The sequence below is a fragment of the Alloyangia pacifica genome, from assembly GCF_900116195.1.
Classification (GTDB): Bacteria; Pseudomonadota; Alphaproteobacteria; order Rhodobacterales; family Rhodobacteraceae; genus Salipiger; species Salipiger pacificus.
The window spans coordinates 218,546-237,468 of record NZ_FOZW01000006.1 but is presented as its reverse complement, the minus strand read 5'-3'; the positions used below and the strand labels follow the sequence as shown (position 1 = coordinate 237,468).

Below are 18,923 nucleotides of genomic sequence, written 5' to 3'. Positions count from 1 at the left end.
ACCACCTCAGGGTGGAACAGCCGATTCCTTTTGCAACCCTTGTTTGGAATGTCGCGTTATTGCGCCGCGACACACTCTGGGTCGGCCAAGGCGACGATATCCTTCATGATTTCGTTAAGTTCAAAGTCCTTGGGTGTGTAGACCCGCGCGACGCCGAGCGCTCTTAGTTTCGCGGCATCCTCTTCCGGAATGATACCGCCGACGACCACCGGTATTTGCGCCATACCTTCGGCATGTATCCGCCGCATTATATCTTCGATCAAGGGAATGTGACTTCCGGAGAGAATGGACAGGCCGATGACATGCGCGCCGTTTCGGGCTTGTTCGACAATCTGTTCCGGGGTCAGGCGTATTCCTTCGTAGTCGATATCCATGCCGCAATCGCGGGCGCGGAAAGCGATCTGCTCGGCGCCGTTGGAATGCCCGTCGAGACCGGGTTTGCCGACCAGAAAGCGCAACCGGCGTCCGAGCCGGTCGCTGACTGCGTCGACGGCGGCGCGCAGGGCCTCAAGGCCCTCGGTGCGGTTCGACATGGCCTTGGCGACGCCGGTGGGACCACGGTACTCGCCGTGCACAGCACGCATTTCCCCGGCCCATTCGCCGGTGGTCACGCCAGCCCGCGCGCAAATGATCGAGGCGGGCATGACATTTTCACCTGCCGCGGCGGCGCGGCGCAGCTCCGCGAGCGCCGCATCGACGGCGGTGTTGTCGCGCGCGGCACGCCACGCCTCGAGGCGCGAAATCTGCTCCTGCTCGACAGCCGGGTCCACAACCATGATGCCGCCGTCTTCTCCGAGCAGCGGCGAGGGTTCCGCTTCGGTCCAGCGATTCACACCGACGACGGTGGTCTCGTTGCGCTCGATCCGTCCCAGCCGGTCGGCATTGGCATCGACCAGCCGTGATTTCATGTATTCGATCGCGCCGATTGCTCCGCCCATGGAGCCGATATTCGCCAGTTCGGCGCGGGCACCTTCTTTCAGCGAAGTGACCTTTCGCTCGACCGCGGGATTTTCGTCGAAGAGGTCGTCGAATTCCAGAAGGTCTGTCTCGTAGGCGAGGATCTGTTGCATGCGCATCGACCATTGCTGGTCCCAGGGACGCGGCAGACCGAGGGCCTCGTTCCATGCCGGCAATTGCACAGCGCGGGCGCGGGCCTTCTTGGAAAGGGTCACGGCCAGCATCTCGATGAGAATGCGGTAGACGTTGTTTTCCGGCTGCTGTTCGGTCAGTCCCAGGGAATTGACTTGCACGCCGTAACGGAAGCGCCGGTATTTCGCGTCGGTGACGCCGTAGCGCTGCTGCAGGATTTCGTCCCATAGGTCGACAAAGGCGCGCATCTTGCACATCTCGGTGACGAAGCGGATACCCGCATTCACGAAGAAGGAGATGCGTCCGCAGAGTGCTGGGAAATCCTCGGCGTTAACCCGAGGTTTCAATTCGTCCAGAACCGCGCAGGCGGTGGCGAGGGCAAAGGCAAGCTCCTGCTCCGGCGTCGCGCCCGCCTCCTGGAGATGATACGAGCAGACGTTCATCGGGTTCCACTTGGGAACGTGGGCATAGCAATATTCGGCCACGTCCCCGATCATCTTCAGCGAGGGTTTTGGCGGGCAGATATAGGTGCCGCGGCTGAGGTACTCCTTGATCAGGTCGTTCTGCACCGTGCCCTGCAGCTTCGCGACGTCCGCGCCCTGTTCCTCCGCGACAGCAATATAAAGAGACAGCAGCCAGGGCGCGGTGGCGTTGATCGTCATCGAGGTGTTCATCTGCTCGAGCGGAATCTGGTCGAACAGCGCGCGCATGTCGCCGAGGTGACAGACGGGCACGCCGACCTTGCCCACCTCGCCGCGCGCCAGCACGTGGTCGCTGTCGTAGCCGGTCTGCGTCGGCAGGTCGAAGGCCACGGAAAGGCCGGTCTGCCCCCTGGCAAGATTGGCGCGGTAGAGCGCGTTCGAGGCGCTGGCGGTCGAATGGCCGGCATAGGTGCGGATCAGCCAGGGGCGGTCGGGCTGGCGCGGGCTGCTGCTGTCTTTCATGTCATCCTCCCTCGGGCTGCGCGAATCTTGCGAGCAATCATCTTGCGATGTGGTGTGGATATTGGAAATAAAATGTCTCGTCAATTCGCCGCATCGCGGCGGAGAGGCCGGGGCTGCGCCGCAGCAGACGAAGGATCTCTCAAAGCTCAGTATACATGCGTTTCGGTACGAAGGTGCGCGAAGTTTCTGCATTTGCGAGGTTATAAAATTTCTCAGCGTAATCCATTTGAGTTGCAATATTGCGCGACGGATTGTATCCCGATGGTGAGGAGCCCCGCGATTCTGCACTGCGGCGCGGGCCACGCAGGAGTGAGGAAGGAGGCCATGATGGCGTTGGACAGCAAGACCGAGATCGCGCCCTATAACGCACCGGTGAAAGACCTCTACGAGATCGGCGAGATGCCGCCCCTCGGCCATGTGCCGAAGCAGATGTACGCATGGGCGATTCGCCGCGAGCGTCACGGCGAGCCCGACCAGTCGTTCCAGAAGGAGGTCGTCGACACCTGGGAGATCGACAGCTCCGAGGTGCTGGTTCTGGTGATGGCGGCCGGGGTCAACTACAATGGCGTCTGGGCCGGGCTCGGCGTGCCGATCAGCCCCTTCGACGGCCATGGTGCCCCTTATCACATTGCCGGCTCCGATGCCTCGGGCATTGTCTGGAAGGTGGGCGACAAGGTCACCCGCTGGAAGGTTGGCGACGAGGTGGTCATCCACTGCAATCAGGACGACGGCGACGACGAGGAGTGCAACGGCGGCGATCCGATGTTCTCGCCCAGCCAGCGCATCTGGGGCTACGAGACGCCGGACGGCAGCTTTGCCCAGTTCACCCGCGTGCAGGCGCAGCAGCTCATGCCGCGGCCCAAGCACCTGACCTGGGAGGAAAGCGCCTGCTACACGCTGACGCTGGCCACCGCCTACCGGATGCTTTTCGGCCACCACCCGCACGAGCTGAAGCCGGGCCAGAACGTGCTGGTCTGGGGTGCCTCGGGCGGCCTCGGGTCCTATGCGATCCAGCTGATCAACACCGCCGGCGCCAACGCCATCGGGGTGATCTCGGACGAGAGCAAGCGCGAGTTCGTCATGTCGATGGGTGCCAAGGGCGTCATCAACCGCAACGAGTTCAAGTGCTGGGGCCAACTGCCCACCGTCAACACGCCCGAGTACAACGAGTGGCTCAAGGAAGCGCGCAAGTTCGGCAAGGCGATCTGGGAGATCACCGGCAAGGGCGTCAGCGTCGACATGGTCTTCGAGCACCCGGGCGAGGCGACCTTCCCGGTCTCGGCGCTGGTCTGCAAGAAGGGCGGCATGGTGGTGATCTGCGCCGGCACGTCCGGTTTCAACTGCACCTTCGACGTGCGCTACATGTGGATGCACCAGAAGCGTTTGCAGGGCTCGCATTTTGCCCATCTCAAGCAGGCGTCGGCCGCCAACAAGCTGATGATCGAACGGCGGCTCGATCCCTGCATGTCCGAGGTCTTCGGCTGGGAGGAGATCCCGGCGGCGCATGTGAAGATGCTGCGCAACGAGCACAAGCCGGGCAACATGGCGGTGCTGGTGCAGGCCCCGCGCACCGGGCTGCGCACCTTCGAAGAGGCGCTTGCGGGCTGACCCCGGGACAGTCCGCAAATGAACAGGGGCCGCAATTGTACAGGGGCCGCAATGGAACAGGGAGGGGGCGCTGCCCCCTCGTCGCCATCGGCTCTCTGACCGCAGGCGCACCTCGGCGAGCCTGCGGCCAATTCACCCTTGGCGCCTTTGGAATGAGACGAAGCGGCATCGGCCTGCGCTTCTTCTCTTTCCAAATACGCACGTCCGGCGGCAGGTCCGGGCGCGCCCCGGGTCAGGGGCCGTAGAAGCGCCGCCCGGTGCGCGCCATCTCGGTCAACGTCTCGGGGCAGGCGAAACGGCGGCCATGGCGCTCGGCCAGCTCGGTCGCGCGCTCTGCGGCATAGGGCGCGCCGAGCATGTCGAGCCAGGAGAACGGCCCGCCCGACCAGGGCGCGAAGCCCCAGCCCAGAACCGCCCCAACGTCGCCCTCGCGCACGCCCGGCAGCACGTGGCGCTCCAATGCCCGCACCGCCTCGAGCGCCTGCACGAAGAGCAGCCGGTGCTGCACCTCCAGCACCTCCGGCTGTGTCTCCGCCTGCGGCCAGGTCTCGGCCAGCCCCTCCCAGAGCCCGCGCCGCCTGCCGCCCTCGTATGAATAGAAGCCTGCGCCGGCCTTGCGCCCCAGCCGCCCGAGCTCGGCCATGCGCTCGAGCACCTCGTCCACGTCGGCATCCCTGTAGGCGTCGCCCATCGCAGCGCGGCTTGCCCGGGCGATCTTCAGCCCCAGCTCGATCGAGGTCTCGTCGACCAGTTGCAGCGGACCCAGCGGCATACCGGCCAGCTTGGCGGCGTTCTCGATAAGCGCCGGGGCCACGCCCTCGCGCAAGAGCCGCATGCCTTCGTTGAGATAGGGGATGATGCAGCGATTGGCGTAGAAGAAGCGTGCGTCGTTGACCACGATCGGCGTCTTGCGGATCAGCCGCGCAAAATCCAGCGCCTTGGCCACGGCGCGCGGGCCGGTACGCGCACCCTTTATCACCTCGACCAACAGCATCTTCTCCACCGGAGAGAAGAAATGCAGCCCGACGAAATTCTCCGGCATCAGCGAGGCTTCGGCCAGTTTCGACACCGGCAGGCTCGAGGTATTGGTGGCGAAGATGCAGCTTTCGGGCACGTGGCGCAGCGCCTTGCGGGTGACCTCGGCCTTCACCTCCGGATCCTCGAAGACCGCCTCGATGATCATGTCACAGCCCGCGAGCGCGTCGAACTCCGTGCTGGCGGTCAGCCGGTCCAGAACCGCCTGCTTCTGCTCCGGGCTGGTCTTGCCGCGCCTCATACCCTCGTCGAGATAGGCCTCGGCATGGGCGCGACCCTTGTCCGCCGCCTCCTGCGTGCGGTCGATCAGGACTACGGGAACCCCCGCCTGCGCCGCCACCAACGCAATACCCGCCCCCATCATCCCGGCGCCGAGCACGCCGAGCTTCTTCACGCTCTGCGGCGGCACGCCCTCGGGCCGTCCGGCGCCTTTCTCCAGCGCTTCCTTGCCGACGAACAGTGTGCGGATCATCGCGCTCGAGCTCGGATCGAGCATGATATGGGTGAACCAGCGCGCCTCGATCCGCAGTGCCGTGTCGAAGGGCACCTGCGCGCCTTCGTAGACCGCCGAAAGCAGCGCCTTCGCCGCCGGGTAGACGCCCTTGGTCTTGCCGTTCACCATGGCCGAGGCACCGAGGAAGGTCATGAAGCCCGCCGGGTGATACGGCCCGCCGCCGGGCAATTTGAAGCCCTCGCGGTCCCAGGGTTTCACCAAGTCCTCGGGCGCGGCCTGCAGCACCCAGGCGCGGGCGGCTTCGAGCGGGTCCTCGGCGATCTCGTCGATCAGCCCCGCCGATCTGGCTTTCTCCGGCGAGAGCAATTGACCCTCCAGCAGGTAGGGTGCCGCGCCCATGGCGCCGAGCCTGCGCACCAGCCGCGTGGAGCCGCCGGCACCCGGAAACAGCCCGACCTTGATCTCCGGCAGGCCGATCTTTGCCTCGGGATTCGGCGCAGCGAAGATGCGGTGGCAGGCCAGCGCCAGCTCGTAGCCGATGCCGAGCGTGGTGCCGGGCAGGGCGCAGGCGATGGGCTTGCCGCCCTTGTGCGCCGCGTCCATCCCGGCGCGCTCGATCCGGCGCAGCCCCGCGTGCAGCCCCATGATCCCCTCAAAGATGCTCCTGGCCGGGTCGTCCCGGGTGGCCTCGCGCATCGCCGCGAGGGTTTTCAGGTCCATGCCGCCGGCAAAGCTGCCGGGCTTGGCGGAGGTGATCACGATGCCCCGGATGCCCGCGTCCTCCAGCGCCGCGCCTACCAGCGCGTCGAGCTCGGACAGCGCCTCGAGGCTCATGACGTTCATCGACTTGCCGGGCGTGTCCCAGGCGATGGTGCAGACGCCGCCCTCGGTGCTGGCAGAGAAATCGCTCATGTCTTTTCCTCCCCGTCGTGCCGCTCCAGTTCCGAGCCGTCGCGGCGGCGGTAGACCCGCGCCGCGCCATGGGTCTCGGTCACCAGGTCATGATCGCTGTAGTGGATGATGTCCGAGCCGCTGCGGGTACCGATCACCAGATAGCGGGCGGGTGCATCCGAGCGGTTCTCCAGCCGGTGGCCAATGCGCTGTCCGGCGGGCCAGCAGGCGCAGTCGCCGGGCCCCATTGGTACCTCTTCGTCCTCGACCAGCACCAGCGCTCCACTCAGCACGTAGACCATCTCGTCCTCGCGCTCGTGCCAGTGCCGCCAGCCCGAGGCCGAGCCGGGCGGCAACTCCTCGATGAAGGCGCCGAACTGAGTCAGCCCGCCGGGGTCGGACAGCAGCTGGCAGCCGTAGGGGCCGGGGCCGTCCCCAAGCACGCGGTGGCGGCTGGCGCGGTGGGTGGTGACGGGTTGGGGATCAAGCTTCGGCATCACACCCTCTCGATGATCATCGCGGCCCCCATGCCCGAGGCAACGCAGAGCGTGACGAGGCCGGTGGATTTGTCCGCGCGCTCCAGCTCGTCGAGCAGGGTGCCGAGCAGCATCGCCCCGGTGGCCCCGAGCGGGTGGCCCATGGCGATGGCACCGCCGTTCACGTTGACCTTGCCGGGGTCGGCCTCGAAGGCCTGCAGGAAGCGCAGCACGACCGAGGAGAAGGCCTCGTTCACCTCGAAGAGGTCGATGTCGCCGGTCTGCATGCCGGCCTCCTGGAGCACCCGCTCGGTGACTGGGATTGGCCCGGTCAGCATGATCGTCGGCTCGCTGCCGACGCGTGCCATGGCCCGGATCCGGGCACGCGGTTTCAGCCCCAGGGCCGTGCCGAAAGCCGCGGAGCCCACCAGCACCCCCGCCGCACCGTCAACGATGGCCGAACTGTTGCCGGCGTGGTGGATGTGCTCGATGCGCTCCAGCTCCGGGTAGCGCATCAGCGCCACCGCGTCGAAGCCGGGCATCTGCTGGCCCATCTCCCGGAACGAAGGCGTCAGCGCCGCGAGGCCCTGCAGGTCGGTGTCCGGCCGCAGGGCTTCGTCGCGCGCGAGGATGGGCAGCCCGTTGATGTCTGTGACGGGCAGGATCGAGCGGGCGAAGCGGTCTTCCTTCCAGGCCCGGGCGGCGCGCCTCTGGCTTTCCGCGGCATAGGCATCGGCCGCCTCGCGGCTGATGCCATGCTTGGTCGCGATGAGGTCGGCGGCGATGCCCTGCGGCACGAAATGCCGCGGCATGGCGAGCGAGGGATCGACGGCGATCGCCGCCCCGTCCGAGCCCATGGGCACGCGGCTCATCATTTCGACCCCGCCCGCGACATAGGCCTGCCCCAGCCCGCCCTGAACCTGCGCGGCGCCGAGCATCACCGCCTCCAGCCCGGAGGCGCAGAAACGGTTGATCGACAGGCCGGGGATCGCCTCGTCCAGCCCCGAGGCCAGAACCGCGGAACGCCCGAGGCAGCCGCCCTGCTCGCCGATCTGCGTGGCATTGCCCCAGATCACATCTTCGATCACCGGGCCATCGAGCCCGTTCCGGCCCCGCAGCCCGTCCAGCACCAGCGCCGAGAGCCGCAGGGCGGTCACCTCGTGCAGCGCGCCATCGGGCCGCCCCCGCCCGCGCGGGGTGCGGATCGCGTCGTAGATATAGGCCTCGGTCATGGCTCCTCCTTCCATGTCGCGCGGCGCGTCCGCCGGGACCCCGGCTCCCGGTCAGGCCCTGTCTGCGGGCGAGCCGGGCATCAGGTCGTAGGGATGCTTCCAGCCCGGCAGCGCCTCGATAGACCCGAGCCAGCGGTCGATGTTCGGCCAGTCGGCCCGGACAAAGCCGAAGGGCTCGGGGTAGAATAGATAGCCGCAGCAGCAGAAATCCGCATGTGTCGGCCCGGCGCCGACGATCCAGTCGCGCCCTTCGAGATGCGCCTCCAGCACCTGGTAGGCCGCCTTCAGCCGCGCTTGCGTGAAGGCGATCACCTCCGCGGGGCGTTTCTCCTCCGGCAGGAAATTCATCAGGAACCGGGTCATTCCGGCCTGGCTGCTGAGCTTGTGATTGTCCCAGAACTGCCAGCGCAGCACCTCGCGCGCCTCTTCGGGGGTGGCGCCGCCGAACCTACCGGTCTTCTCGGTGATGTAGTGCTGGATCACGCCGGACTGGGTGAGTGTGACGCCGCCATCAACCAGCACTGGCACTTCGCCCATCTCGTTGATCTCTGCTCGGTACTCCGGCGTGCGCGTGCCACCATTGAAGAAATCCACCTTCACCGGCGCCCAGTCCAGCCCCGAGAGCTGCAGCGGCAACGCGGCCTTGTAGGCGTTTCCGGATTCGCCGAAGCAATAGAGCTTGATGGTCATGAGAGAGGTCTTTCCCTGGTGCGTGTGGCGCGGGTCGAGGCGGGGGCTTCGCGCCCCCGCACCCCCGCGGGATATTTGGAACATATGGAAGGCCGGAGGGACGGGTCTTGGCGCGCTAACCCTGCCTTAACCAAGCCTGGGGCAGACTCTCGGCGCGGTACAGGCTGGGAAGCCGATGACCGCACATGTGGAAGCCCCGCCATCGCGTCCGCCGGTCGCAGCTGGTTCCGACGCGGTGGCGGGGTGGACCGAGAGCAGTCGCGATTCAGGGGCCGACCATCGTGGGGAGCGCCGCGTCCGGCGAGCCAGTGACCGGCGAGACGGTCCCCGGTGAGACAGTGACCGGCATCATCATGAAAGGTGAGTCTTCGGCAAGCGACCCGATGAGCGTGTCCGCTGTTTCCACATGGGTCAAATATCCCACGGGGGTCCGGGGGTGTGAAACCCCCGGTCCTTCGCGCGCCACAGGGTGCGCGGCGAGGGGGCGCCGCGATGCTCACCGCTTGCGCGCCTCGAGCTCTGCATTGAACAGCCGCAGCCGGTGGCCCAGAACCTCGCTGTCGGTCACGCTGTCGAAGTTCTCGAAGAGGAAAGACAGCGCCTCTCCTTCATCCAGCCCGGCCGCCGCGGCGAAGCCGCGCAGCCCGCGATAGCCGTCCTCGGTCATCGCCACCGAGAATCTGCGGGTGAGGCGAAAGCGCTTGGCCATGAGCGGCTCCTTTCCGGTCTTGTCTCGCTCAGGGTTTCACTCTGCGGCCCCGGCGTCCAGTGGCAAGCTGGCCACGGCGCCGGCTTCGATCCGCGCAAGGTGCAGCGCGGTCGCCGGCAGGTGGCGAGACATGTAGTGGCGCCCGGCGGCGAGCTTGGCGCGGCGGGCGGGCTCGTCCAAGACACCGGGCGCGCCGGCGGCGCGGGCCATGCGCGCCCACATGTAGCCGAGGCAGACATGGCCGAGGAGGTGCAGGAAGTCGCTGGCGCCGGATAGCGCGGCCGCAGGATCATTTGCGCCGAAGGCCTGCAGGCGCAGAAGCGCGTTCTGCAAATCTCCAAGCGCGGCCCGCAGCGGCGCGTGGAACTTCGCCTCGACCTCCTCGGGCGCGCTTTCGGCGGCATAGCCGGTCATCTCGCCGAGCAGTGCCATGATCGCGGCACCGCCGTCGCCGCCGAGCTTGCGCGCCACCAGGTCGAGCGCCTGCACCCCATTGGTGCCCTCGTAGATCGTCGTCACCCGTGCATCGCGGAGGATCTGCGACAGGCCCATCTCTTCGATGTATCCCGCGCCGCCCAGCACCTGCTGCGCCTTGAGGCAGCTTTCCACGCCCTTGTCGGTCAGGAAACCCTTGATCACCGGGGTGATGAGAGAGAGCCGCGCCGCGGCCGCCGTGTCGCCGCCGCGTGCGAGGTCGACCAGCTGGGCGCCCCAGAGCGTCAGGGCGCGGGCGCCTTCGGTGAAGCCCTGCTGGTCGAGCAGCATGCGGCGTACGTCGGGGTGCACGAGGATCGGGTCGGCCGGTGCCTCGGGCCGGGCCGGGGCCCCGAGGGCGCGGCCCTGCGGGCGCGTGCGGGCATAGGCCAGAGCGCCCTGGAAAGCGCGGTCGGCCTGGGCATAGCCCTGCAGTCCGACGCTGATCCGCTCTTCGTTCATCATGGTGAACATCGCCGCGAGTCCCTGGTGCGGCGCGCCCAGAAGTTCCGCCTCTGCGCCGTCATAGAGCATCTCGCAGGTGGCATTGCCGTGCAGTCCCATCTTCGCCTCGAGCCGCGCCGCGCCAAGGCCGTTGCGCGCGCCCGGGCTGCCGTCCGTGTCGGGCAGGAACTTGGGCGCGATGAACAGGGACAGGCCCTTTACCCCTTCGGGGGCGTCGGGCAGCCGGGCGAGGACGAGGTGCACGATGTTCTCGGTCAGGTCGTGATCACCGGCAGAAATATAGATCTTTGTCCCGTAAAGCTTGTAGCGCCCCTCGGTACCGGGAACGGGTTCGGCGCGGGTGCGGATGAGCCCGAGATCGGTGCCGCATTGCGGCTCGGTCAGATTCATCGTGCCGGTCCAGCGGCAATTGGCCAGCCTCGGCAGGTAGAGCGCCCGTTGCGCTGCGCTGCCATGGGCGGCGATGGCGCTGTAGGCGCCATGGGTCAGCCCGGCATGGATGTGGAAGGCCATATTGGCGCCCGAGAGAACCTCGCCCACCGCGCTGTGCAGCATGTGGGGCAGGCCCTGGCCGCCGTGTTCGGGTGCGCAGTCGAGCCCGTACCAGCCCCCGGCGCAGACCGCCGCAAAGGCCTCGGCGAAGCCGTCCGGGCTGCGGACGACGCCGTTCTCGAGGCGACAGCCCTGCAGGTCGCCAAGGCGGTTGAGGGGAGCGAGCCGCGTTTCTGCGAGCCGCGCCACCTCTGTCAGCACCGCGGCGCAGGTGTCGCGGTCGACGGAAGCAAAATCGCCCCGGTCGATCCGCAGGACGTCGCAAAGGACGAACAGCAGATCCGTGACCGGGGCGGTATAGTCGGGCATTGCACCCTGGGGTGCGCCATGTGCTGCGCTTGGCATTGGGCCTCCTCTCCCGTCCGCCAAGACCAGCCGTGATCCGAGTGCCGGATCAGCCGGCCTTGCGCTCCAGCTCGCCGAGCATCTGTTCGCCCCATGCAAGCTGGTCTTTCAGTTCGTCGATCGCCATGGTCAGATCATCGCGCTGACGGATCATGTCGGCAAGACGTTCCTGGCCGATCTCGTAGCTGCGCGCGATCTGGGTGCGCTGCTGGTCGCCCTTGTCATAGAGCTCCAGCAACTGGCGGATCTCTTCGAGGCTGAAGCCGAAGCGCTTGCCGCGCAGGATCAGTTTCAGCCGGGCCCGGTCGCGCCGGGTGAAGAGGCGCTTCTGCCCTTCACGGATGGGAAAAAGCAACTCTTTCTGTTCGTAGAAACGGAGCGTCCGCGGCGTCACCTCGAAGAGGTCGCACATTTCGCGGATCGTCATCAACTGGTCGTCACTCATGTCAGGTCTTCTACCTCACTTCGCGTCAAGATGACGGTTCACCTGCGCCTTTCGTGAGAATCCTACAACTGCCCCCTATCCTTTTGAGACTCGGACGCCGCGTCATTTGTCAATTTACGTAACATCATTAAGCGTCACGCGACGCCGCGAAGAATTTTCTTTCTCAGGTTGCGCGATGCTCAGCCATTCCGGAGCCGGAATGTATACTGCCGGGTACGGAACCAAAGCGTTTCGAGGGTTTCAAACCGAGTGATTCGGCTCAATCTCCAAGTTGCTTGAGCGTGAGATCCCGAAGCGCTTTGAGTTCATCGATCGCGGCGTCGAGCTGCGCCCGCTGATCGCCAAGCTCGACGAGCTGCTTGTCGGCCATCTCGACCCAGGTCCGCATCTGTGCCTCGGTGCCGTCGCTCTCGTACATCTGCAGCCACTGCCGGATCTCCTCGAGCTGGAAGCCGAACTTCCGGCCACGCAGGATCAGCGTCATCCGAGCGATCTCGCGCGGTCCGTACCAGCGCGAGCGTCCCTCGCGGCCGGGACTGAGCAGCTCGATGTATTCGTAATAGCGCAGGGTTCTCGGGGTGACCTCGAACCGCGCGCACATTTCCTTGAAGCTGAGACGTGTCTCGCTCATGGGCCCTCCTGACGTAGCGAAAGGTAATGCGGCGCTGCGGCGAGGGCAATGGCTGGCCGGCTTGCGATGCGCGGTCGCCCGCCGCATAAAGGCACGAGACAGAAAGGGATATCGGCATGTCTACGGATGCGGAGTCGGGCTTTGACCCGGCGGTTTCGGATGACCTGATCCTGCGGCTGCCGCAGGCCCGCGCGCTCGGACTGCAGATCCGCGCCTTCGGAGCGGGGCGGGCAGAGATCCACATGCCCTTTGCCGCGCAGCTGGTGGGCGATCCCGAGACCGGGGTGATCCATGGTGGCGCCGTCTCGACGCTGATGGACACCTGCGGCGGCGCCTCGGTGATGGCGCACCCGCAGGTCGAAGGCCATACCGCCACGATCAGCCTGCGCATTGACTACCTGCGCGCGGCGACGCCGGGGCAGGGGATCACCGCCCGCGCCGAATGCCACCATGTCACCCGATCCGTCGCCTTCGTGCGGGCGGTGGCGCTCGACGAGGACGAGGACCGCCCCGTTGCCATGGCCACCGGCACCTTCACCGTGCCGCAGATGCGCGGCGATGCACCGGAGGGCGCGGCATGAGCCATCGCAAGCCGGAACCCGTTCAGGTGGTCAAGCAGCGCCGTGACACGGCGCTGCGCGCGCTCGCCGAAGGAGTGCCCTACGTGAACTTCCTCGGCATCACCTTCGACCGCCGGGGCGACGAGCTGACCGGGGTGCTGAACTACGACGACAAGCTGATCGGCAACCCGGACCTGCCGGCGCTGCACGGCGGGGTGACCGCGGCATTCCTCGAGGTGACCTCGATCATCACCCTGAGCTGGATGAGCCTCTGGGACGAGGTCGAATCCGGCCGGCTCGACCTCGGGTCGCTGGAAAAGGGACAGCTGCCGCGCCTGCCCAAGACCATCGATTTCACCATCGACTACCTGCGCCCCGGGCTGCCGCGCGACGCCTATGCCCGGGCCCGCGTCACCCGTTCGGGGCGGCGCTACGCCTCGGTGCATGCCGAGGCTTGGCAGGACAACCGCGACCGGCCGATCGTGCAGGCCGTGGGGCATTTCCTGATGCCGTGGGACGAAAGGTGAGCGGGCCTCTTCCTCGCCGCTCCTCTTCGCCTCCTGTCGACGCCGCCGTGCCGAAATGACCATGTCCTCCCAGATCCTCCCCCTGACCCATGGCCGCGTGCTGAAAATCGCGCTGCCGATCCTGTTGTCCAACGCCACCGTTCCGATTCTCGGCGCGGTGGACACCGCCGTGGTCGGTCAGATCCCGCAGCCGGAGCCGATCGCAGCGGTGGCGGTCGGGGCGGTGGTGCTCTCGGCGGTCTACTGGATCTTCGGCTTCCTGCGCATGGGCACCACCGGGCTCACCGCCCAGGCCCTTGGCGAAAGGGACAGCTGCGAGGTCTCGGCGCTGCTGGCGCGGTCCTTGCTGATCGGGCTCGCCGGCGGGGTGCTGCTGATCGCGCTGCAGACGCTGATCTTCCGTATCGCCTTTGCCGCCTCGCCGGCCTCGGCGGAGGTCGAGCACATGGCGCGGAGCTACATGCAGATCCGCATCTGGTCGGCGCCAGCGGCGGTGGCGATCTACGGGCTGACCGGCTGGCTGATCGCGCAGGAGCGCACCCGCGCGGTGCTGGTGCTGCAGCTTGGCATGAATTTCGTGAACGTGGTGCTCGATCTCGCGCTGGTGCTCTGGGTCGGCATGGGCGTCGAGGGCGTGGCGCTGGCCACATTCGTGGCGGAATGGACCGGGCTCGGGCTCGGCATCTGGCTTTGCCGCGACGGTTTTCTCGGCGCCGGCTGGCGCAACCGGGCGCGGGTCTTCGACCCGGCGAAGCTGCGGCGCATGGCGGCACTCAACGGTGACATCCTGATCCGCTCGCTGCTGCTGCAGGGGATCATCGTGTCCTTCATGCTGGTCGGCGGGCGCTTCGGGGACGTGACCCTCGCGGCGAACCAGGTGCTGATGCAGTTCATGATGATCACCGCGCACACGATGGACGGGTTCGCCTTCGCCGCCGAGGCGCTGGTCGGCCAGGCCGTCGGCGCGCGCAGCATACCCCACCTTCGGCGCAGCGCGCGGCTCTCCGGTCTCTGGTGCGTGGTGGTCGCGGTGCTGCTGTCGCTGCTGTTCTGGCTGGCCGGGCCGGCGCTGATCCGCGGCATCGCTGCCGATGCCGAGGTGCGCGCCGCCGCCATCGCCTTCCTGCCCTGGATGGTGCTCTCGCCGCTGCTGCAGGTGCTGCCCTTCATGCTCGACGGCATCTTCATCGGCGCCACCCGTTCGTCGGACATGCGCAACATGATGGCGGTCTCGGCGGTGATCTACGCGGCGGTGCTGCTGCTGGCGCTGCCGGGGATGGGCAACCACGGGCTCTGGCTGGCGTTCCAGCTGTCCTTCGTGGCGCGGGGCCTGACCCTGGCGCTGCGCTACCCGGCGCTGGAGCGCTGGGTGAAGAAGAGCGCCTAGGCCAAGGCCACGCCCTGCGGCCGCAGCCGCGCCACGCGCGACGGCATTTACAGACGGGGGCGCTGCCCCCGAGGCGCTGGGCGCCTCTCCCCCGGGATATTTCAGACATGTGGAAGCGGGGAGGCGTCGGGTCCCCGGCTTCTTCTCTTTCCAAATACGCATCTCCGGCGGTTGCCACGAGGGGGCATCGCCGGAATGGCGGTCAGGCGGTGGCCGCCTGCACCTCGGCAACGATGCCGTCGACCACCTGACTGAGCAGGGCCTCGTCCTCGCATTCGGCCATGACCCGGATCAGCGGTTCGGTGCCGGACTTGCGGATCAGCAGGCGCCCGCGGCCCGAGAGCGTCGCTTCGGCCTCGGCGATGGCCCCCTGCACGCTGGCGGCCTCCAGCGGCGTCTGCCCGGCACCGAAGCGCACGTTCTTCAGCAGCTGCGGCACCGGCTCGAAGTTGCGCGCCAGGCGGCTGGCGGGCTGGCCGGTACGCACCATCTCGGCAAGGAACTGCAGCCCGGCCATCAGGCCGTCGCCGGTGGTGGCGTAATCGGTCATCACGATGTGGCCCGACTGCTCGCCGCCGAGGTTGAAGCCCTTGGCGCGCATGGTCTCGACCACGTAGCGGTCGCCGACCTTGGTGCGGGCAAGTGTCAGGCCGCGATCCCCGAGAAAACGCTCGAGCCCGAGGTTCGACATCACCGTGGCAACGAGCGTGCCGCCGTTGAGCCGGTCTTCCTCGGCCCAGCGGCCGGCCATCAGCGCCATGATCTGATCGCCGTCGGCGACGGTGCCTTTCTCGTCGATCAGGATCACCCTGTCTGCGTCGCCGTCGAGGCAGATGCCGACATCGGCACCATGCGCCACCACCGTCTCGGCGGCGGTCTGCGGCTTGGTCGAGCCGCATTGGTCGTTGATGTTGAGGCCGTTCGGGTGCGTTCCCACCGGGATCACCTCGGCGCCCAGTTCCCAGAGCACTTCGGGGGCGGCGCGGTAGGCGGCGCCATTGGCGCAGTCGATCACCACCTTCATGCCATCCAGCCGCATGCCATGCGGGAAACTCGACTTCACCCGCTCCTGGTAACGGAAGCGGCCGTCGTCGATGCGCTTGGCGCGGCCGATGTTACCGGCCTGCGCCGGCTCGACGCCTTTCTCGACCAGCGCCTCGATCTCGGCCTCTGCCTCGTCCGAGAGCTTGAAGCCGTCGGGGCCGAAGAACTTGATGCCGTTGTCATGCGCCGGGTTGTGCGAGGCAGAGATCATGATGCCGACATCGGCGCGCATCGAGGGGGTCAGCAGGCCCACGGCGGGGGTCGGCACCGGGCCGAGCAGCAGCACGTTCATGCCTGTGGAGGTAAGGCCCGCGGTCAGCGCGGTCTCGAACATGTAGCCCGAGAGCCGGGTGTCCTTGCCGATCACCACGCGGTGCGTGCCCCCCGCCTCTCGGCGGAAGTAACGCCCGGCGGCGGCGCCGATGGCCAGCGCCATCTCGGCGGTCATCGGGTGCATGTTGGCGGTGCCGCGCACCCCGTCGGTGCCGAACAGCTTGCGGGTCATTGAGTGCCTCCTCCTTCGACGGCCTGCCAGAGCGTCAGCGCCTGGCGCGTCTCGGCAACGTCGTGAACGCGGATGATCTGGGCGCCCTGCGCGACGCCTGCAAGGGCGACGGCAATGGAGCCGGGGAAACGTCTGGCGGCCTCGCTCTCGCCCGAGAGCTTGCCGATGAAGCCCTTGCGCGACACGCCGAGCAGGATCGCGCAGCCGAGGCCGTGGAACAGCGACAGCCCGTGCAGCAATGCGAGGTTCTGCTCCAGCGTCTTGGCAAAGCCGATACCGGGGTCGACCACGATCTTCTCGCGCGGCAGACCGGCGTGTTCCAGCGCGTGGATTTGCGTCTCGAGGAAGTCGTAGACGTCGAGAAGCACGTCCTCGTAATCCGTCTCGGTCAGCATCGTCTCGGGGGTGCCGCGCATGTGCATGACGCAGACCGGCAGGCGGGACGAGGCGCAGAACTCGGTCATCTCGGGATCGAAGACGAGGCCGGAGACATCGTTGATCAGCGTGGCGCCGGCTTCGGCGGCAGCGCGGGCGACGGCGGCCTTGCGGGTGTCGACCGAGATCGGCACGCCTTTCAGGGCCGTAGTCACCGGTACGACGCGGGCGATCTCCTCCTCGACCGGCACCTCGGGTGCGCCAGGTCGTGTGCTCTCACCGCCGATGTCGAGGATCTCGGCGCCGTCCTCCAGCATCCGGCGGGCGCGGGCGATGGAGTCTTCGGCAGAGCTGTCGGTGCCGCCGTCGGAGAAGCTGTCGGGGGTAACGTTGAGGATGCCCATGATCCGCGTGCCGCCCATGGGCAGTCCCGCCACGGGCTCCCGCGGCGCGGTGAGCCGAGCCAGCACGTCCTGCGGCACTTGCGTGACCGGGACCACGGTCACCGGCTCGCCGCGGCCGTGGCGGGCGCAATGGCTGAACCAGCGCGGCCCCCCGGCAAGCGGCAGGGCGTCTTCGGGGCGGGCGTGTCCAGACTGGACAAGGGGGCGGTATCGGGCAGTCATTGATCGTCTGTGCCCGATGCACGCCAGCTTGGCAAGCCGCGCCGCGGCGCGATCAGAGCGTGGTATTTCCGACTGTTACAGCCCGTGCCGGGACCGTCAGCCCGGCGGGCGGCTCTTCGCCGATCATCACCAGCTCGCAGGCCTCCATCAGCCCGGCGAACCAGGCCGCCAGCTCGGCGGGGTCCTCGGGGTGGGCGTGGTGCCCGGCGGGCGTGTCGAGCACGATCTTCGAGGGCGCCCAGATGCAGCTCTGGCCGTTCTTCATCGCCCAGTCGAGCTCGGTGCGTGTGGCGACCACCTTGGCGCGGGGATCGCGGGCGGCCAGCATCCAGGCGTTCTGTTCGATGGCCAGAAGATCGATGCGGCGCTGCGCCAGCGGGTGGCTGGCCTGGGGGCGGGTGCCCTCGGGCAGGCCGACGCAGAGGATCACGGGTGCGCCCATGGCCTCGGCCTGGTCGAGCCAGCTCTTGAGCGCTGCATCTGCAATGGCCGCGTTCGAGAGGTAGAGGACCCGCGGGTGCGGCCGGGCACGCGCGTCATCCTGCGCCGCACCTACTGGCTCGCCGTCCCGTGCGCGGACGATTTCAACCCCCAGCGCGCCGGGGCCGCGATCAAGTTTCTCGATACGCACGAAGACCCGCAGCGCCTGCGGCTCCAGCAGGATGCGTTCGGCGATACGCTCGGCCAGGGTCTCGAGCAAGTTGAGCCGTTCAGCCTCGAGCTCCGCGGCGATGGCCTCGGTCACCTTGTCGTAGGAGAGGATCAGGTCGACGTCATCCTCGAGCGCGCCCTTGCCCGGAGCCACTTCGACCACGACATTGAAGCGCACGCGCTGGCGCTGTCCGCGTTCGGCCTGGAAGGCACCGATCTCGACCTCGACCACGTGGTCGCGCAGGGAGATGCGGTCGCGCGGGGTCTCGTCCGCGGTGGCGATGGCGCGTTCGTCGGGATGGGCGAAGGCGAGGCGGATTTCATCGGCCATGGCAGCGGCTCCGGATGCGAAAAGTGCCGCCTCTCTAGCAGGGGCCTGCCGCGGGGGCGACCCCGGCAACGGCGTGCCGGGGCATAAAAACGGCGCTCAGTTGCTGGTGCTGATCCGGTAGTTCGCGCCGCGGTAGAAATAGTGTGCGCCGATGGTGGCGGTCTTGGTGAACTTGCGCGCCCAGCTGGGGCGCACGGCACGGGTGTGGTAGTAGGTGGCGCCCTGGGTCAAGGCGCGCGGCGCGCCGGAGATCACCGCCTTGGCGACCTTGGCGACGCGGTCCCATGCCGCCTTCTCGTTCACGTGCTCGGGACGACCGTCGCAGGTGTAGGAGAACTGGCAGGCGTGAAGTCGACCGGTCCCCTGTTTGATCACGCCGCAGACCGAATCCGGGAAACGCGGGCTGTCGACGCGGTTCATGATGACCTCGGCGACGGCGAACTGGCCCTGCAGGCTTTCACCGCGGGCCTCGAAGTAGAGCGCCTCGGCGAGACACTGGAACTGCGCGCCGCCCGTGGCCTTTGGCTGGGCGGCGAGCCAGGCGCGGTCGTAGTGCGGCACCTTCGCGCTGCCGGCCGAGACCGGGGTGATCATGCTGCGCAGGTGCGAGTTGTTTGCGGAACGAAGTGCGCTCTGTTCGAGTTTGACGAGGTGACGGATGCTGTCATGCTGGATGTCAGCGCGGACGGGAAGCGCCGCAAGACATGCGGCGAAGGCGATCGCGGTGGCACGAAACATTAAGGGCTCTCACGGCTCGGGGGGGCACCCTCGCGGATGCCGAAATCCGAGGCGATTTACAAAAATGTCGCCAATTCGTCCACCCGCGTAAAAACGCGCAAAAGTAGAGCGCCCACATCCCTTGTGGAAAACGGCGGAT

17 protein-coding genes are annotated in these 18,923 nt (G+C 67.4%); 4 read left to right on the top strand and 13 right to left on the bottom strand.

Translation table 11 applies throughout. The features are described 5' to 3' along the window. Positions 1-56: 56 nt before the first annotated feature. On the bottom strand, positions 57-2,033 hold the full coding sequence (locus tag BM397_RS14355; RefSeq protein WP_092425023.1) for a protein meaA: 1,977 nt from the start codon (positions 2,031-2,033) through the stop codon (positions 57-59). Between the two features lie 327 nt (positions 2,034-2,360). Here BM397_RS14355 and ccrA point away from each other — a divergent pair, with 327 nt between their 5' ends. After that, positions 2,361-3,641: a crotonyl-CoA carboxylase/reductase gene (gene ccrA, locus BM397_RS14350; protein WP_092425509.1), complete on the top strand. Its 1,281-nt coding sequence runs from the start codon at positions 2,361-2,363 to the stop codon at positions 3,639-3,641. A 232-nt stretch (positions 3,642-3,873) separates the two neighbouring features. On the opposite strand, the gene BM397_RS14345 is transcribed toward ccrA, so the two are convergent. The 8 genes from BM397_RS14345 to BM397_RS14310 all read right to left on the bottom strand — a co-directional run bounded on the left by BM397_RS14345 (position 3,874) and on the right by BM397_RS14310 (position 12,040). Continuing rightward, a complete protein-coding gene (locus BM397_RS14345; protein WP_092425025.1) occupies positions 3,874-6,042 on the bottom strand; it encodes a 3-hydroxyacyl-CoA dehydrogenase NAD-binding domain-containing protein in 2,169 nt (722 codons plus the stop codon). Next, positions 6,039-6,518 carry a cupin domain-containing protein gene (locus BM397_RS14340; protein WP_092425027.1) on the bottom strand — a complete coding sequence of 160 codons (480 nt, stop codon included), beginning with the start codon at positions 6,516-6,518 and terminating at the stop codon, positions 6,039-6,041. Before BM397_RS14340 ends, BM397_RS14345 begins: the two co-directional genes overlap by 4 nt. Next, positions 6,518-7,729 carry an acetyl-CoA C-acetyltransferase gene (locus BM397_RS14335; protein WP_092425029.1) on the bottom strand — a complete coding sequence of 404 codons (1,212 nt, stop codon included), beginning with the start codon at positions 7,727-7,729 and terminating at the stop codon, positions 6,518-6,520. The genes BM397_RS14340 and BM397_RS14335 overlap by 1 nt, the downstream gene beginning before the upstream one ends. Before the next feature lie 51 nt (positions 7,730-7,780). Next, positions 7,781-8,419, bottom strand: coding sequence for a glutathione S-transferase family protein (locus tag BM397_RS14330; RefSeq protein ID WP_092425031.1), 639 nt, complete (start codon positions 8,417-8,419; stop codon positions 7,781-7,783). Positions 8,420-8,915: 496 nt separating this feature from the next. Beyond that, the gene (locus BM397_RS14325) at positions 8,916-9,128 is read right to left on the bottom strand and encodes a hypothetical protein (protein ID WP_092425033.1); all 213 of its coding nucleotides are present in this window, start codon (positions 9,126-9,128) and stop codon (positions 8,916-8,918) included. Between the two features lie 36 nt (positions 9,129-9,164). After that, on the bottom strand, positions 9,165-10,928 hold the full coding sequence (locus BM397_RS14320; protein WP_092425035.1) for an acyl-CoA dehydrogenase family protein: 1,764 nt from the start codon (positions 10,926-10,928) through the stop codon (positions 9,165-9,167). Between the two features lie 85 nt (positions 10,929-11,013). After that, positions 11,014-11,409, bottom strand: a complete 396-nt coding sequence (locus BM397_RS14315; protein WP_092425037.1) for a MerR family transcriptional regulator — start codon at positions 11,407-11,409, stop codon at positions 11,014-11,016. Positions 11,410-11,668: 259 nt separating this feature from the next. Further along, positions 11,669-12,040, bottom strand: a complete 372-nt coding sequence (locus tag BM397_RS14310) for a MerR family transcriptional regulator (protein WP_092425039.1) — start codon at positions 12,038-12,040, stop codon at positions 11,669-11,671. A 116-nt stretch (positions 12,041-12,156) separates the two neighbouring features. On the opposite strand from BM397_RS14310, the gene BM397_RS14305 reads away from it, so the two are divergent. The 3 genes from BM397_RS14305 (at position 12,157) to BM397_RS14295 (ending at position 14,514) form a co-directional block, all read left to right on the top strand. Further along, positions 12,157-12,621 carry a PaaI family thioesterase gene (locus BM397_RS14305; protein WP_092425041.1) on the top strand — a complete coding sequence of 155 codons (465 nt, stop codon included), beginning with the start codon at positions 12,157-12,159 and terminating at the stop codon, positions 12,619-12,621. Next, a complete protein-coding gene (locus BM397_RS14300; protein WP_092425043.1) occupies positions 12,618-13,127 on the top strand; it encodes a PaaI family thioesterase in 510 nt (169 codons plus the stop codon). Before BM397_RS14305 ends, BM397_RS14300 begins: the two co-directional genes overlap by 4 nt. A gap of 61 nt (positions 13,128-13,188) precedes the next feature. After that, a complete protein-coding gene (locus BM397_RS14295; protein WP_092425045.1) occupies positions 13,189-14,514 on the top strand; it encodes an MATE family efflux transporter in 1,326 nt (441 codons plus the stop codon). 202 nt (positions 14,515-14,716) lie between these two features. On the opposite strand, the gene glmM is transcribed toward BM397_RS14295, so the two are convergent. From glmM to BM397_RS14275, 4 genes are all read right to left on the bottom strand, one after another. Next, a complete protein-coding gene (gene glmM, locus BM397_RS14290; protein ID WP_092425047.1) occupies positions 14,717-16,063 on the bottom strand; it encodes a phosphoglucosamine mutase in 1,347 nt (448 codons plus the stop codon). Then, positions 16,060-17,064 carry a dihydropteroate synthase gene (folP, locus tag BM397_RS14285; protein ID WP_092425049.1) on the bottom strand — a complete coding sequence of 335 codons (1,005 nt, stop codon included), beginning with the start codon at positions 17,062-17,064 and terminating at the stop codon, positions 16,060-16,062. Before folP ends, glmM begins: the two co-directional genes overlap by 4 nt. Positions 17,065-17,116: 52 nt before the next feature. Beyond that, a complete protein-coding gene (locus tag BM397_RS14280; RefSeq protein ID WP_092425051.1) occupies positions 17,117-18,046 on the bottom strand; it encodes a dihydroneopterin aldolase in 930 nt (309 codons plus the stop codon). Between the two features lie 96 nt (positions 18,047-18,142). After that, complete coding sequence (locus BM397_RS14275) at positions 18,143-18,784, bottom strand: cell wall hydrolase (RefSeq protein WP_092425053.1); 642 nt, start codon at positions 18,782-18,784, stop codon at positions 18,143-18,145. Positions 18,785-18,923: the final 139 nt, after the last annotated feature.